Raw genomic sequence first — 15682 nt, forward strand, 5'->3', positions numbered from 1 at the left:
ACGGCCACGGCGGCTCGTCGTGCCCACCATCGTCCTGACTCTGGTCGCCGGTGCCGTCGCGACGGTCGGGGGCCAGCCGGCCCCGGCCGGCGCGGCGGTCCCGGCGGACCCGACCTACACCGACGCCGCCGGCCTGGTCTTCCCCGGTGTCCAGCCGGGCGCGGCGACGGCGTCGCTCTCCGGCGGCAGCTTCACACTGGCCAACGCGGCGCTGTCGAGCACGTGGAGCGTGCAGGGCAGCACGGTGTCGCTGACCCGGTTCGACAACCGGGCCGCGAACGCCACAGTCCCGATGAGCCTGCGCGGGCTCTTCACCCTCACCCTGGCCGACGGCAGCACCATCACGGCGGCGAACACGAGCGTCTCCGCCGGTCCGGTGGTCAGCGACCTGGCGGCGAACGCCGGGTCGGCACGGCTGGCGGAACGCTTCGCCGGCAAGGCGGTGACCACCACCTTCCGGTACGGCGGCGGCACCCGGACGCTCGACGTGCAGTGGCAGGTACGGCTGCGCGGCGGGGCCAACTCGGTGCAGCACAGCTTCACCGTGCGCTCGGTGGCCGGCACGTTCGACGTGACGTCGGTGCGCCTGGTCGAACTGGGTCTCACCAACGCCCGGGTGCTGGGCAGCGACGACGGCAGCCCGGTGGTGCACGGCGCGGCCGGCAGCGAGACGGTGTTCGTCGGCATCGAGAACCCGATGGCGAAGGCCACTGTGAACGGGTCCGCCGTCGACATCGCGGTGCCCCGCGCCGGTGACCTCACCGCCGGCACGTCCTGGGTCTACACCGCCTCCACCGGTGTCTCCCCGGCCGGGCAGCTACGCCGCTCGTTCCAGTACTACCTGCAACGCGAGCGGGCCCACGACCGGCGGACGTTCCTGCACTACCAGAGCTGGCTGGACCTCAAACCACCCGGCGAGGTCATCGACAGCGCCGAGCTGACCCGGGCCATCAACCTGTTCGGCACCCAGCTGCGCAACCGGGGGGCCACCATCGACAGCTTCTGGGTCGACGACGGCTGGGACTATCTGCGTACGCCCCGGGTCGACGAGACGAACCTGAACGTGTGGTCGTTCGACCCGACCCAGTTCCCCACCGGCTTCGCGCCGCAGAAGGCCGCCGCCGCGCAGTACGGGGCCTCGATGTCGGTGTGGATGTCACCCTTCGGCGGGTACGGCACCAGCGCCGCCACCCGCCAGGCCATCAACGCGAGCAAACCCGCCGACCAGCGGTTGGAAACCCACAGCGGCGGCCAGTTCAAGCTCGGCGGCGACCGCTACTACGACCGGTTCCGGTCGGTCGCCTTCGACATGATGGACAACCAGGGGGTACGCGGCTTCAAGCTGGACGGCATCGGCGGCGGGCTCTACCAGTCCGGCCCGAACGCGAACTACATCGCCGACTACGAGGCCCTGCTCGGGTTGACCGGCGACCTGCGCGCGCACCAGAAGGACGTGTTCGTCAACGCCACGGTCGGCACCTGGGGGTCGCCGTACTGGTTGTGGTTCACCGACTCGATCTGGCGTGACGGGCACGACGCGGGCCTGGTCGGCGCGGGCAGCGCGCAGCAGCGCTACGTCAACTACCGCGACTCGGAGACGTTCCGCAACAACACCAGACAGAACCCGCTGTTTCCGATCCTGAGCCTGATGAACCACGGCATCATCTTCTCCGACCGGACACCCCAGTTCACCGCCGACTACGACCTGACCAAGCCCAGTGTCCAGGCCGAGGTGTCGCAGGACATCCGCGCCTATTTCGCGCTCGGGCTCAGCCTCCAGGAGCTGTACGTCCGCAACACACTGGTCGACGCGAACCGGCCGGGCGCGGCCTGGTTCTGGGACACCGTGGCGGCCAACGCCCGGTGGGCACGGGCCAACCAGGGGTTGCTCAGCGACGTGCACTGGGTCGGCGGTGACCCGGCCGCCGGGGCGGTCTACGGCACTGCCGCCTGGAACTCCTCGGCCGGCGCGTCGAAGGGGATGCTGATGCTGCGCAACCCGTCGGCGTCCGCGCAGAGCTTCACCGTCAACCCGCAGACGGTCTTCGAGCTGCCCGGTGGCACCCACCAGCGGTACCGGTTCACCGAGCGTGACGGGCGGCGCGGCGGCTTCGTGTCGGGTCCGGCCGCACCGGTGAGCATCACCCTCGCGCCGTTCGAGGTCGCCGTCTTCCAGGCCACCCCGACCGACGAGCCGATCGGCGGCGGCAGCAGCCCGCAACTGCCCCGCACCCGGTGGACAGCGACGGCGGACAGCGTCGAGACCGTCGGCGAGAACGGCGTCGCCGCCAACGCCATCGACGGCAACCCGGCCACCATCTGGCACACCCGCTACGTCGGCGGGGTCGCCGCCATGCCGCACCAGATCACCATCGACCTCGGCGGCAACCATCGCATCGACAGGCTCGACTACCTACCCCGCCAGGACGGCGGCACCAACGGCACCATCGCCGACTACCAGATCCTGACCAGCACCGACGGCACCACCTGGACCCAGGTCACCGCCGGCACCTTCGGCGCCGGCAGCACAGTGAAGACAGCGGTCTTCACGCCCACCACGGCCCGGCAGGTACGCCTGCGCACCACCCGCGCCACGAACGGGGCCGGGTACGCCTCCGCCGCCGAGATCAATCTGTACGGATCGACGGCCTGACCGGTACCGGCCGTCCCGGGGCGCCCCTATCGCCGCCCCGGGACGGCCGCATCCCACCTCACCTGGCGAGGACATGGGCGAGGACCGCCACGCCCCCCGCCACCACCAGCACGGTGCCGACGGCCAGCAGGGCGGCGCCCTCCGGGTGGCCCAGGTGCGTGGGCAGCCGTACGGTGCGATACCGGCGTCGCGCCAGCACGGCCACCGCGGCGGCGAGCGGCGCGCAGGCCAGCACGAGCCCCGCGGCGATCGGATGACGGGGCACCAGCTCCCGGCCGACGGCCAGCAGCACGGCGGCGGTCGCCAGCGCGGTGCGCAGCCACGCGAGCAGGGTGCGTTCGGCCTGCGCCCCCCGGTCGGCGAGACGCGGCGGCTCCGTCACCTCAGATCAGCACCACGACGACGATCGTCACGCCGGCCACGACCACCCCCGCCGCCGACACGGCGACGACGGGGGTGGACGGCAGCGGCAGCTGGAGCCGCAGCGCCCGTTCGTTGCGGCTCCACCGGGGAAACGCCTCGACGGCCACCCCGACGGCGAGCACCGCCAGCACGACCGCCGCCCACTGCGCGCCGTCCGCACCGAAGGCCTTGACCGCCGCGGCGGCCACCATGAGACCCAGCGCGGTCCGCAGCCACGCGAGGAACGTGCGCTCGTTGGCGAGGGTGAAGCGCGGGTCCGGCTCCGTGCCCACCCCGTACACCCGCCGTGGCCAGCGGCGGTCGGCTCGTCCCGTCGGTTCCTCCGTCACCCGGTGACCGGTGCCGACGGCTGCCACGGGGTGTCGCCACACTCCCGCTGGACCCGGGCGAGCTCGTCGGTGAGCGTCGTCCGGATCCGCGCGTACGCCGGGTCGTCGTAGACGCTGCGCATCTCCCACGGGTCGGCCCGCAGGTCGAACAGCTCCCACTCCGGCTCCTGTGCCGTCGCGGAGGTGCCGGGCAGCCCCAGCCCGTCGGCGTAGTAGTAGACCAGCTTGTGGTCGTGGGTGCGTACGCCGTAGTGCGCCCACACGTGGTGCTCGTCGTCGTCGTGCTCCCAGTAGCGGTAGTACACGGACTGCCGCCAGTCGTCGACGGCCTCGCCGCGCAGCAGCGGTCGCAGTGAGCGCCCCTGCATGCGGCCGTCGGCCGGCACGCCGGCGTAGTCGAGGAACGTCTGGGCGAAGTCGACGTTCATGGCGAGCGCGCCGGTGGTGGAGCCGGCCGGGATCTCCGCCGGGTAGCGGATCAGAAACGGCATCCGCAGCGACTCCTCGTACATGAACCGCTTGTCGTACCAGCCGTGGTCGCCGAGGAAGAAGCCCTGGTCGGAGGTGTAGACGACGATGGTGTCGTCGGTCAGCCCGTGCTCGTCGAGGTAGTCGAGCAGGCGGCCCACGTTGTCGTCGACGCTGGCGACGCAGCGCAGGTAGTCCTTGATGTACCGCTGGTAGGTCCAGAGCGCGGCCTCGTCCGGGTCCAGGTGCGGCGGCAGCATCTCCTTGATGTCGTTGGCGGTCAGGTCCCGGTCCACCCGCATCCGGGCGGCCCGGGCGGCGGCGGCGTGCCCCGAGTGGTCGTCGTCGAACGAGCCCGGTACGGCCACGTCGTCGACGTACATGTCGCGGTGTTTGTCGTCGGGCTCCCAGTTGCGGTGCGGGGCCTTGTGGTGCACGAGCAGGCAGAAGGGGCGCTGCTGGTCGCGCTGGTCGAGCCAGTCGACGGCCAGGTCGGTGATGATGGTCGTGCAGTAGCCGGGGCGGACCTGCTCGGTGCCGTCCATGCCGATGAACACGGGGTCGCGGTAGCGACCCTGACCGGGCACGACCTCCCAGTAGTCGAAACCCCGGGGGTCGTGCTCCGGGCCGTGCCCGAGGTGCCACTTGCCGACCAGCGCGGTCTGGTAGCCGGCACGGCGCAGCAGCTCCGGGAAGACGAGCTGCCGGTTGTCGAACTCGGTCGACAACGTCTGCACGCCGTTGACGTGGTTGTAGGTGCCGGTGAGGATGGTGGCCCGGCTGGGCGCGCAGAGCGAGTTGGTGCAGAAGCAGTTCTCCAGCAGGGCGCCGCCGGCCGCGATGCGGTCGATGTGCGGCGTCTCGTTGATCTTGCTTCCGTAGGCGCCCACAGCGTGCGCGGCGTGGTCGTCGGCCATGATGAAGACGATGTTGGGCCGCACGGGTTGGTCCTTTCTCACCGGTTCAGGACGCGTACGCGGCGGCGTCGTAGTAGGCGCTCGGGTCGACCACGTCCGGCAGCTTGCCCAGGTCCTTGAACAGGCCGTTGAGGCCGGTGAGCCAGCCCGCGACGGTGCCGTCGGTGGACTTGGCGGCGAGTTCGGCCGAGGGCAGGAACCGGGCGTTGGTGGCTTCGGCGCGCAGCTGGTCGACCGGCGCCGACTTGAGGAACTTCGCGGTCACCTCGACGGCACGGTCCACGTCGGCAGCCCGCTCGTCGTTGGCGGCGCGCAGCACCGCGAGCACCTTCTTGACCAGCTCCGGCTTGCCGGTGACCACGTCGTTGCGCCCGACGTAGGCGGACGGAAAGCTGATGTCCGGGTAGAAGTCCTCGTTCTTGGCCAGCTCGATCAGGTCCGGCACCCGCTTCTTGATGGTGCCGATCAGCGGGTACCAGATGCCGGCCGCGTCGATCTGGCCGGACCCGAACGCGGTGACCACCGTGCTGGCGTCCATCGTGACCTTCTCGACGTCGTCGATGGAGAGCCCGGCACGCCGCAGGGCCAACCGGACGATCATGTCGCCGGAGGTGCCCTCCGGCACACCGACCTTCTTGCCCTTGAGAGCGGCGACGGAGGTGATGCCCGGCTTGGCGATGACCCGGTCGGCGAAGCCGAGCGAGTTGATGGCGATGACCCGGGCCTTGCCGGAGGCCGGCAGCCACATCGCACCCGGGCCCAGGTAGCCGAAGTCGAGGTCTCCGGCGCCGAGCGCCTGCACCTGCAGGGGGCCGTTGGTGAAGACCTTCAGGTCCGGCTTGAGCCCGTGCTTGTCCCACAGCTTCTTGTCGTCGGCGATCGCCATCAGGCTCGCGCCGGTGAAGTCGGCGATGTAGCCGAGCTTCACCGGTTCGCTGGCGGAACCGCCGGATCCGGACTCGTCGTCGCCGCAGGCGGCGAGGGCCGCGGTGGCGCCGAGACCGGCGATGCCGGCCAGCACGGCACGACGGGAGAGAGGGTTCATCGGGATGCACCTTCCTGAGGGGTCTGGTGGTAGACGGCGCGCCAGACCCGATTGCGGATCCGGGAGAATTCCGGGGAGAGACGGACCGCTTCGGTACGCGGGTACGGCAGGTCGACGTCGATGACCTCGTGCACCCGACCTGGACGGGCGGCCATGACGACGACCCGGTTGGCGAGGTAGACGGCCTCGTCGACGTCATGGGTGATGAACATGACCGTTCGCCGCTCGGTGCCCCAGGTGTCCAGTAACTGGTCCTGCATCTGCACCCGGGTGAGGGCGTCGAGGGCGCCGAAGGGTTCGTCCATGAGCAGGACGCCGGGGTCGACGGCGTACGCGCGGGCGATGGCGCACCGCTGCCGCATGCCACCGGAGAGCATCCGGGGCAGCGCGTCGGCGAAGTCGCTGAGACCCACCAGGTCGATGAAGTGCTGCGCCCGTGCTCGCCGTTGCGCCCGCCCGACCTTGGCGATCCGGAGACCGAACTCGACATTCTCGCGGACCGTCAGCCAGGGGAACAGCGCGTACTGCTGGAAGATGACGCCGCGTTCCGGGCTGGGCCCTCGCACCGGTCGTGAGTCGACGAGCACCTCACCGCTGGTGGGCTCGACCAGGCCGGCGGCGATGTTCATCAGTGTCGACTTGCCGCAGCCGGACGGGCCGACCACTGTGACGAACTCGCGGTCGGCGATGTCCAGGTCGACCTCGCGCAGCGCGTGGAACGGTTTGCCGCCCACCTCGAACGTGCGGCTGGTGGAGCGGAAGGAGATCTTCTCGGTCATCGGCGTTCCTGCCATCCGGTGAGGCGCTTCTCGGCGGCGAGCAGGAGCCGATCCATGAGCAGGCCGAGCACGCCGATGGTGATGAGGCCGACGAAGATGCTCGGCAGGTCGTAGTAGATCTGCGCCTGCTGCATCCGGTAGCCGAGGCCCTCCTGGGCGGCGATCAACTCGGCGGCGACCAGTGTCGCCCAGGCCGCGCCGAGGCCGACGCGCATGCCGACCAGGATGAACGGGGTGGACGCGGGGACGACGACCCGGCGGAACACCACGGCGTCGTTGGCGCCGAGCACCCGCGCGGCGTTGATCATGGTGCTGTCGACGCTCACCACTCCCTGGAACGTCGACACGACGCAGGACAGGAACGCGGCGAGGAAGATGACGAAGATCTTCGGGGTTTCCCCGATGCCCATGAGCAGGATGGCCAGCGGGATGACGGCCAGCGGCGGGATGGTGCGGAAGAACTGCACGTAGGGCTCGATCAGCCCGCGCGCTGTCCGGTACCAGCCCATGAGGAAGCCGACCGGGATGGCGAGTGCGCTGCCGAGCGCGAAGCCGATGAGCACCCGGCGCAGGCTGGCCAGGCTGTCGTCGAGCAGGGTGCCGTCCATGGTCAGCTCACCGGCGCGGACGGCGACCTCCTGCGGCCCGGGAAGGCCCGAGACCCCGATCCGGGCCAGCACGGTCCAGATGCCGACGCCCAGTACGACGGCGAGCACGTTCCACACCAGCAGCGGCACGGCACGCCGCGGCGGCGACGTCGCACTGGTGGTTTCCGGACCTCGGGGTGGGGACTGGTGCACGTCTATCGCCACGGTGGTGCTCCGTAGCCCAGCTCGGACATGGGGCTCCTCTCCGGTCGGCGGCGCTGAAGGTAAGCGAATCCTTGGCGACGGCACTATTCATGTCAACCCTTCGGACTAAAAAGCCCGAGCTGGGAGCGGTGCGGCAGTTCATAAGATGTCCGATGTCTGGGCGGCAGCCTAGGGGTGGCCGGACCGTCTGACAACGCCCGGCCACAACCGGACCGGCCGGCGATTTATGTCCGGGGCATTGACTAAATTGGACGGCGTCAGCAGACTGCGGCGTACCCGAGCAACCAGTCTCCCGGCGAGCCGGGCGACGGACAGAGGAGTCCCATGTCGATTCCGCGCTCCCCCCGCACCACCGGATCCAGACGCCGCCTGATTGCGGCGAAGCTCGCCCTGGTGATCGCCGCGTCGCTGCTCGCGCCGCTCACGTCCGGCACCCCGGCCCTGGCCGCGCCGGTGAACCTGGCCCGCACCGGCACCGCCACCGCGTCGAGCGTCGAACTCGACCGCGCCGACTTCGTCGCCACGCGCGTCAACGACGGCGACCGCACCACCCGCTGGTCGTCGAAGTACCAGGACGACAACTGGGTCCAGGTCCGGCTGGCGTCCGCCGCCCGGGTCGATCACGTGGTGCTGACCTGGCCCAACGCGTGCGCCCGTGACTTCTCCCTGCAGACCTCGATCGACGGTGTCACATGGACCACCGTCACCCGCCTGCAGCGCGACACCTGTCCCCGGACGGACGTCATCGCCGTGAACTCGGCCCAGCCGGTGTCCTACGTACGGATGCAGGGCTACCAACGGTGGGCGGCCTACGGCTACTCGATCTCCGAGCTCGAGATCTGGGACAGCACCGCGCCCCCGCCGGCACCCTCACTGGGCCTGCTGCCCAAACCGGTGTCGCTCACCGAGAACGGCGGCACGCCGTACACATTGAACCCGAACACGCCGGTCATCGCGGTCGGATCGCAGGCCACCGCGCCCGCCATCTACCTCGCCGGGCTGCTCCGCCCCGCCACCGGGTACGCCCTGCCGGTGGTCACCCAGAGCACCGCGCCCGCGCCCATCGTCGTCGAGGTGGGGGCCGGCAAGGGTCCGGTCGGGCACGCCGCCGAGGGATACCGGCTCGTCGTCACCACCGGCACGGTCCGGATCAGCGCCGACACGGCCAACGGCGCGCTCAACGGGGTGCAGACGCTGCGCCAACTCCTGCCGCAGTGGGTGGAGTCCGACACCGTCGTGAACACCGCGTGGACGGTGCCGGCGGTGACGATCTCCGACTACCCGCGCTTCGCCCACCGCGCGATGATGCTCGACGTCGCCCGCAGCTTCTACCCGATGAACGAGGTCAAGGCGTACATCGACAGCGCGGCGCAATACAAGATCAATCGTCTGCACCTGCACCTGACCGACGACCAGGGCTGGCGGATCGCCATCGACAACCCGACCAGCAACCCGGCGGGCATCGACTACGGCCGGCTCACCTCGGTCAGCGGGCGCACCGCCATGACCTACAACGACAGCGGTCAACTGATGGGCACCGAACTGGGCGTCACCGGCTTCTACACCAGGGCCGACTACGCCGAGATCGTGCGCTACGCCGGCCTGAACGGCATGACGGTCATCCCGGAGATCGACATGCCGGGGCACACCAACGCGGCACTGCACGCCATCCCCCAGCTCAACACGGCCGGCGCCCAGCCCAAGCCGGCACCCGGCCAGCAGACCGCACCGGCCAACGGCACCGGCAACGTCGGCTACTCGACGCTCGACTCGGCCAGCGCGACGACGTACGAGTTCGTCACGCAGGTGCTGACCCAGATCGCCGCCATGACGCCGGGGCCGTACCTGCACATCGGCGGCGACGAGGCGCACGTGACCAGCCACGCGAACTACACCGCGATGGTCGACGCCTTCACCGCTACCGTCGCGTCGCTCGGCAAGACGGTGGTCGGCTGGAACGAGTACGCCGGCACGGCGCTGCCCCGCGACAACGCCGTGGTGCAGTTCTGGAACGGTGACCGCACGGCGGTGAGCAACGCGGTGACCGGCCGTGGCGCCCGGGTCGTCCTCTCCCCCGCCGCCCACACGTACGTGCCGCAGAAGCAGGATGCCCGCCAACCGCTCGGCGGCTCGTGGGCCTGCGGCGGACCGTGCGGACTGGACCGGCACTACAACTGGGACCCGGGCACCTTCATCCCGAACATCGCCGAGACCAGCGTGCTCGGGGTCGAGTCGGCCCTGTGGGGCGAGTTCATCCGCCGGATCGGCCAGGCGCAGTACTACAGCTTCCCGCGCCTGATCGCCACCGCCGAGGTGGGGTGGACGCCGCAGACGCAGCGCGACTACGCCGACTTCACCACCCGGCTGTCGGTGGCCGGCGGGCGGTTGACGGTCGAGGGCGTCAACTTCTTCCCCACCGCCGACGTGGCATGGCGCAAACAGGCGATCGGCCGGTCCGCCGCCGTCGTCGTCGGCGCACCGGTCGGCGCCACCTGGACGGTCACCGCCCCCGGGCTGCGCAGCACCGACCTGGTGGCCACCGTGACCTGGAGTGACGGACGGGTGGAGGCGTTGACGCCGACCGCGACGCGCGAGCCGAGCATCCCGGCGATGCAGATCAACAGCGCGTTCACCGTCGTGTCCCGGCGCACGTTCGGTTCGGCGGGGACGTACACCGGGACGTTGTCGGTGCGCTCGGCCGGGCTGGCCCCGGTCCAGGCGGCGCTGACCGTCACCGTCCGCGCCAGCTGACCGCGGGCCGGCGCCGCCAGGGTGGCGGCGCCGGCCACCGCGCCGTAGGTTGCCGCGACGACACCCGGGAGCAGGCGTCGGTCATGATGGTGCCGTGATCGAACGTCCGGATGCCATGCAACGTGTGCGGCTGGCGCACACGGAGGCGCTGCTGGCCCAGCTCCGCAGCGCCGGCCCGCTCAGTCGGGCCGACCTCATCCGGCTGACCGGGCTGTCCCGCACCACCCTGTTCGACATCATCGGCGACCTCATCGCCCGCGGTGTGGTCGTCGAGCGGGAACCAGCGCTGTCCGGCCAGCGGGGTCGGGGACGACCCTCCACGACCGTCAGCCTCAACCCGTCCGCCGGCCGGATCATCGGCATCGATCTCGGCCGGGTGACGATCACGGTCATCGTCGCCACCCTGGGGCACGACATCCTGGCCCGGGGCAGCCGCCCCATCACCCTGGCGGCGGGGCCGGCCCGGCGCGCCAACGCCGCGATCAAGCTGATCGACGACCTCGTGCAGGAACACGACATCGACCTGCGCGCGCTGGAGGCGATCGGCCTCGGGCTGCCCGGCCTGGTGGCCGGCCGGGAGCGCCCCGCGGGCGGCCGCAGCCCGTCGGTGGCCGCGAAGCAGGTCAGCACGCGCATCCAGGACCGCTACGGCGTCGCCGTCGTCACCGACAACAACTCGCGGTTGGCCGCGCTGGCCGAGGGCACCTGGGGAGCGACCCGTGACGTGCGGGACGCCATCTACGTCCGGTGGAGTGACGGCGTCGGTGGCGGGCTCATCGTCGACGGCCGACTCGCCCGGGGTGCGAACGGCGCGGCCGGCGAGATCGGCCACGTCAGCGTCGACCCCGACGGAGACCCCTGTCCGTGCGGTGGTCGCGGTTGCCTGGAACTGCTGATCCGTCCGTCGGCGCTCATCGAGCAGTGCGCCCGCCGTGGTGTGACAGTCGCGGACCCGGCCGACCTGGTGGCCCGGGCACTCGCCGGCGAGCCGACAGTGCGGGACGTGGTGCGGCACGCCGCGACGATGCTCGGTCGCGTTCTGTCCGGGATGGTGGTGCAGTTGGATCCGGGCAAGGTGGCCATCGGCGGCACCCTGGCCCACGCCGGCGAGGTGGTGCTCGAGCCGGTCCGCGCGGCGATCGCCGAGCTGGCGATGCCCCGGCACACCCGCCGCCTGGACGTCGTGCCGGCCCAGTTCGGCGACGAGGGCGGTGCCCTGGGCGCCGTCGCGGCCGCGCTGCGGCTCAACCTGTCCGAGCCCTCGCCGGCCTTCCCCGGGTAGTCCCCCGAGGGGCAGCGGCTACGACGCCTCGGGCAGCAGCGTGAGCAGCCGCTGGACAGTCTCGGTCACCGCGTCCCGGCCGGCGGCGAGATATCGGCGCGGGTCGCGAGAGTGCGGCAGGACGCCACGGACCGCGTCGGTGAACGCCACGTTGAGGGCGGTACCAACATTGATCTTCACCATGCCCTGACCGACAGCGGCGCGGATCTGCTCCAGCGGCACCCCGGAGGAGCCGTGCAGGACCAACGGCACCGGTACGGCCTCGCGGATCGCGGCCACCAGGTCGAGATCCAGCGAGGCGGTCCGGTCGGCCATCGCGTGCGAGCTGCCCACCGCGACCGCCAGCGCGTCGACGCCGGTCTCGGCGACGTAGCGGGCGGCCTCGGCCGGGTCGGTGCGGACCCCGGCGGTGTGCGCGCTGGCCGGGGCGTCCGGTTTACCGCCGACGTAGCCGAGTTCGGCCTCCACCCACAACCGGTGGTCGTGCGCCCACTCGGTCGCCTTGCGGGTGGCCGCCACGTTGGCGGCGTACGGCAGCGCTGACGCGTCGACCATCACCGAGCTGAAGCCGGTGTCGGGCGCCCGCTCCAGCAGGGTTGTGTCGTCGACGTGGTCCAGGTGCAGCGACAGGGTGGCGCTGGACAGCCAGGCGACCTCGGCCGTCGCCGCGGCGATGGCCGACACACCGGAGTGGTAGCGCGCGGCGTTCTGACTGATCTGCAGGATCGCCGGTCGGCCGGCCCGCTCCGCCGCGGTGGCGATGGCCTGGGCGTACTCGATCGTGATCACGTTGAACGCGAGCACGCCGGTACCGGCAGCCTGGGCCGCCGCCACCAGGTCGGCGGTGGGAACGAGGGTCATCAGCGGCCTCAGGCGACCGGAGCGGTGAGGACGACGGACCGGGTGAGCAGCCGGGGCTGATCCGGATGCAGACCGCGACGCACCGCCAGCTCGACCGCGAGCCGCTGCGCGGTCGTGAGGTGAGCCATGGCGTCGATGTCCTCGTGCACCACGATCGCGCCGGTGGGTGCCAGGTCCTCGAGGAGGCCCGGTGCCACCGGCCCGAAGATCCAGACCACGGACCGGTGGTCCACCACGCTGATCGGACCGTGCCGGAACTCCATCGCCGGGTACGACTCGGCCCACATCTGTGCCGCCTCGCGCAGTTTCAGGGCGGCCTCGTGCGCCACGCCCACCGTCCAGCCGGTGCCGAGGAAGGTGAACTGGTCCCGACCGACCACGGCCGGGTCCAGTGGGGTGCCGAGCTGGGCCCGCGCCTGGTCGATCGTCTCGGTCAGGTCCGCACCGAGGCCGGCACGCCAGAGGGCGAGCGCGGTCGTGGCGAAGCGGGTCTGCACCACCGACTGCTCGTCGGCGAAGTCGAGGACGACGCAGTCGCTCACCAGCCGGGTCACCGGCCGGTCGGCGTCGGTGGTGAGCACTGTCGAGCGGCTGCCGGGCGGCAGTTGCTCAAGGAGTCGGATCACCTCGGTGGTGGTGCCGGAACGGGTGATGGCGACGACCCGGTCATAGCGTCGCCCGGCGGGGAATTCCGAGGCGGCGAAGGCGTCGGTCTCCCCCTGGCCCGCCGACTCGCGCAGCGCCGCGAAACTCTGGGCCATGAAGTACGAGGTGCCGCAGCCCACCACGGCGACGCGTTCGCCCGGCTGGGGCAGTGCCTGCGCCACGCCCGGTCGGGCGACCAGATCCACGGCGCGACGCCACGTCTCGGGCTGGGAGGTTATCTCGGCGGCGACGTGCGACACGATTCCTGCTCTCTGTCGGTGCGGGGCTCTTCCAGTTGTTCGACGGTGGTTCCGGGCAACAGCCGGGAAGCCACGACGGCGTCGTACTCGCCGGCCCACCGGCAGGCGACGGCGGCCGCCGAGACGGCAGCGCCTCGGGCGAGGACGTCCCGCCAGGGCATGCGGGTGAGCAGTCCGTACGCGAGCACGGCCGCGAGGGCGTCACCGGCACCGGTCGGGTTGCCGGCCATCCGTTCGGGCGCGTGGGCGCTGTAGGCGGCCCCGCCGTTGACCGCCACGAAGCCGTCTGCGCCACGGGAGACGACTCCGGCGACGGCGCCGAGCCGGACGAGCCGGTGCGCCACCCGCACGGCGTCGTCGCGGGTGCGCACCGGGCGGCCGAGCAGTTCCGCCGCCTCGTGGACGTTGGGTTTCACCAGCGTCGGCGCGGCGGCCAGCGCGTGCCGCAGCGCGGCGCCGTCGGTGTCCACGATGGTCTGGACCCCGCCGGCCCGGGCGATGGTGACGAGATCGCGGTACGCGGTCTCGGGGACACCCGGTGGCCGGCTGCCGGAGAGCACCACCACCCGTGCCGCCCGGACCCGCTCGGCGAACTGCTCTCGGAACGACTCCCACTGGGCGACGGTGACGCGCGGGCCCGGTTCGTTGAGGACGGTCGCCGTGCCTCGCCCGAGGACGGTCACCGTCCGGCGGGTCTCCGTGTCGAGGCGGGTGAATCGCGCCGGTACGCCGGCCGTCGCCAGCTCGGCCTCGACCCGTTCGCCGGCTGCCCCACCGGCCAGGCCGAGGACCATCGTCTCGACGCCCAGCTGCCGCAGGACCCGGGCGACGTTCAGGCCCTTGCCTCCGGCACGGGACACCACGTCCGTCACCCGGTGGGAGGTGTCCGGCACCAGGTCGGGCACGGTGTAGGTGACGTCGAGGGCCGGATTGAGCGCCACCGAGATGATCAGGTCGCCGCGCGCCCGGGAGTCTGGCGGACCGCCGTTCAGATCTCGTTTCATGTCCGCCTCTTCCAGAAGATGCCAGCCACACGAGCACGCATGATCTTTCGTGACATTCAGATGCCAGAATCAATCAGGATGTTGCAGACCCTAGGGATCTGACCCCGGCGGCGTCAAGGTCGGTCCTGAGCGCTCCGACACCGTCACCGCCCCTGCGGGCACCGCATCGAGGGAGCGTCGCGGTGTTCGAGCAGCCCCGGCGCGCGGGGTTCCAACCGGGCAGGAATTTTGCATCAACTTGCACGGGCTGCCACCGAGCCGGAGGCCGAGCGGCCGCCGAGGGCGGGGCAACGGCTCTCTTGACGAGGGTCGATATCACTCGTAAGTTCGTCCGACATCTGACGTAGGACATTCCCCCGCTGTCCGAAGGACATCAATGACCACACGCCTCCCCCGCCGCGCGGTCGCGCTGGCGGGCGCCGCCGGTGCCCTCGCCGCCGTCGTCCCGCCCGGCCGCGCCGACGCCGCCATCGCCTCGACGTCCCTCCCGGTGCTCGGCGTCGCCGACGACTGGAACACCGTCCTCGCCCGTACGCCTCAGGTGCAGCTCGCGCCCGGCGCCACGTACACCCTCACCGCTCCGGTCGCCCTGCCCGACCGCTGCCTCATCGTCGGCAACGGCGCGACCGTCACCGTCCCCACCGACCAGAGCGGCGCGCTGTCCATCGTGGGCCGCAGCGGCGTCACCATCAGCGGCGTCCACTTCCTCGGACGCCAGTCCAGCCCGGTCGGCACCGCGCCACAGTTCGCGCACGTCGCCGTCCGGATCAGCCGCAGTACCGGCGTACGGATCCTGGACTGCGACTTCACGAACTGGCGCGGCGCCGGACTGGCGATCACCGGATCGGCCGCCGACGACTACTTCGGCTACCGGCTCAAGGTCAGCGGCAACGCCTTCCACCGCTGCTACTTCGGTGTCTCGCTGGCCGACCGCAGTGAGTACTCACAGTTGACCGCGAACAGCTTCACCTCGTGCCGACTCGCGATCTGGAACTCGTCGGGGAACTGGACGATCAACGGCAACGTCGTCGTCGGCTGCTACGGCGCCTACTACTCGTTCGCCCAGACCAGCCCGTACGGGGCGCTCGCCAGCGACAACTGGGGGCACGGCAGCCTGACCGGCAACACCGTCAACCACTGCAACGGTGGCGTCCCGGTGCGCTGGAGCACCGCCCTGTCCTTCCCCATCGGCGGGGTCGAGCGCAACCCGGGCACCGGCGTCGTCGTCGACGGCGTCCTGCCACCGACCTTCACCGGCAACACCCTCTGGTACAGCGACATCCGCGCCACGAACCTACTCGGTACCCGGTGGCTGCTCTCCGGGTGCACGCTCTCCAACCTCGCCGTCACCTGCTCCGGCGCCGCGCCTGTGCACCTGGTCGGCACACAGTCCAACAGCGGCACCGCGCCCCTGTTGCAGGGCAACGTCAAGGATCTCCTTCCGCTCTGAACG

13 protein-coding genes are annotated in these 15682 nt (G+C 71.2%); 4 read left to right on the forward strand and 9 right to left on the reverse strand.

Annotation, left to right across the window (positions count from 1 at the left end):
* The first annotated feature begins 19 nt into the window (after window positions 1-19).
* Window positions 20-2653 carry a discoidin domain-containing protein gene (locus AB0C03_RS01740; RefSeq protein WP_357633535.1) on the forward strand — a complete coding sequence of 878 codons (2634 nt, stop codon included), beginning with the start codon at window positions 20-22 and terminating at the stop codon, window positions 2651-2653.
* A 58-nt stretch (window positions 2654-2711) separates the two neighbouring features.
* On the opposite strand, the gene AB0C03_RS01745 is transcribed toward AB0C03_RS01740, so the two are convergent.
* Genes AB0C03_RS01745 through AB0C03_RS01770 form a run of 6 tightly spaced genes read right to left on the reverse strand, consistent with a single transcriptional unit; the run spans window position 2712 to window position 7426 of the window.
* Entirely contained in the window at window positions 2712-3035 is a 324-nt protein-coding gene (locus AB0C03_RS01745; RefSeq protein WP_051708608.1) for a DUF202 domain-containing protein, read from the reverse strand.
* 1 nt (window position 3036) lies between these two features.
* Complete coding sequence (locus AB0C03_RS01750) at window positions 3037-3348, reverse strand: YidH family protein (protein WP_357633540.1); 312 nt, start codon at window positions 3346-3348, stop codon at window positions 3037-3039.
* A 53-nt stretch (window positions 3349-3401) separates the two neighbouring features.
* Window positions 3402-4814 carry a sulfatase family protein gene (locus tag AB0C03_RS01755; RefSeq protein WP_357633542.1) on the reverse strand — a complete coding sequence of 471 codons (1413 nt, stop codon included), beginning with the start codon at window positions 4812-4814 and terminating at the stop codon, window positions 3402-3404.
* 22 nt (window positions 4815-4836) lie between these two features.
* The gene (locus AB0C03_RS01760) at window positions 4837-5835 is read right to left on the reverse strand and encodes an aliphatic sulfonate ABC transporter substrate-binding protein (protein WP_357633546.1); all 999 of its coding nucleotides are present in this window, start codon (window positions 5833-5835) and stop codon (window positions 4837-4839) included.
* Complete coding sequence (locus tag AB0C03_RS01765) at window positions 5832-6614, reverse strand: ABC transporter ATP-binding protein (protein WP_357633549.1); 783 nt, start codon at window positions 6612-6614, stop codon at window positions 5832-5834. The genes AB0C03_RS01760 and AB0C03_RS01765 overlap by 4 nt, the downstream gene beginning before the upstream one ends.
* Window positions 6611-7426 (reverse strand): ABC transporter permease, encoded by an 816-nt coding sequence (locus AB0C03_RS01770; RefSeq protein ID WP_357633553.1) that lies wholly within the window; start codon window positions 7424-7426, stop codon window positions 6611-6613. The genes AB0C03_RS01765 and AB0C03_RS01770 overlap by 4 nt, the downstream gene beginning before the upstream one ends.
* Before the next feature lie 324 nt (window positions 7427-7750).
* On the opposite strand from AB0C03_RS01770, the gene AB0C03_RS01775 reads away from it, so the two are divergent.
* Window positions 7751-10177, forward strand: coding sequence for a family 20 glycosylhydrolase (locus AB0C03_RS01775; protein WP_357633556.1), 2427 nt, complete (start codon window positions 7751-7753; stop codon window positions 10175-10177).
* Window positions 10178-10271: 94 nt separating this feature from the next.
* Window positions 10272-11459 (forward strand): ROK family transcriptional regulator, encoded by a 1188-nt coding sequence (locus tag AB0C03_RS01780; RefSeq protein ID WP_357633559.1) that lies wholly within the window; start codon window positions 10272-10274, stop codon window positions 11457-11459.
* Window positions 11460-11477: 18 nt separating this feature from the next.
* Here AB0C03_RS01780 and AB0C03_RS01785 read toward each other — a convergent pair whose 3' ends face one another.
* Genes AB0C03_RS01785 through AB0C03_RS01795 form a run of 3 tightly spaced genes read right to left on the reverse strand, consistent with a single transcriptional unit; the run spans window position 11478 to window position 14229 of the window.
* On the reverse strand, window positions 11478-12320 hold the full coding sequence (locus tag AB0C03_RS01785) for a class II fructose-bisphosphate aldolase (protein ID WP_030333632.1): 843 nt from the start codon (window positions 12318-12320) through the stop codon (window positions 11478-11480).
* A gap of 8 nt (window positions 12321-12328) precedes the next feature.
* Complete coding sequence (locus tag AB0C03_RS01790) at window positions 12329-13225, reverse strand: SIS domain-containing protein (protein ID WP_030333630.1); 897 nt, start codon at window positions 13223-13225, stop codon at window positions 12329-12331.
* Window positions 13201-14229 (reverse strand): 1-phosphofructokinase family hexose kinase, encoded by a 1029-nt coding sequence (locus AB0C03_RS01795; protein ID WP_357633563.1) that lies wholly within the window; start codon window positions 14227-14229, stop codon window positions 13201-13203. Before AB0C03_RS01795 ends, AB0C03_RS01790 begins: the two co-directional genes overlap by 25 nt.
* A gap of 376 nt (window positions 14230-14605) precedes the next feature.
* On the opposite strand from AB0C03_RS01795, the gene AB0C03_RS01800 reads away from it, so the two are divergent.
* Window positions 14606-15679 (forward strand): right-handed parallel beta-helix repeat-containing protein, encoded by a 1074-nt coding sequence (locus tag AB0C03_RS01800; protein WP_030333625.1) that lies wholly within the window; start codon window positions 14606-14608, stop codon window positions 15677-15679.
* Window positions 15680-15682: the final 3 nt, after the last annotated feature.

It is taken from the genome of Micromonospora parva (genome assembly GCF_040649675.1).
Lineage (GTDB): Bacteria > Actinomycetota > Actinomycetes > Mycobacteriales > Micromonosporaceae > Micromonospora > Micromonospora parva.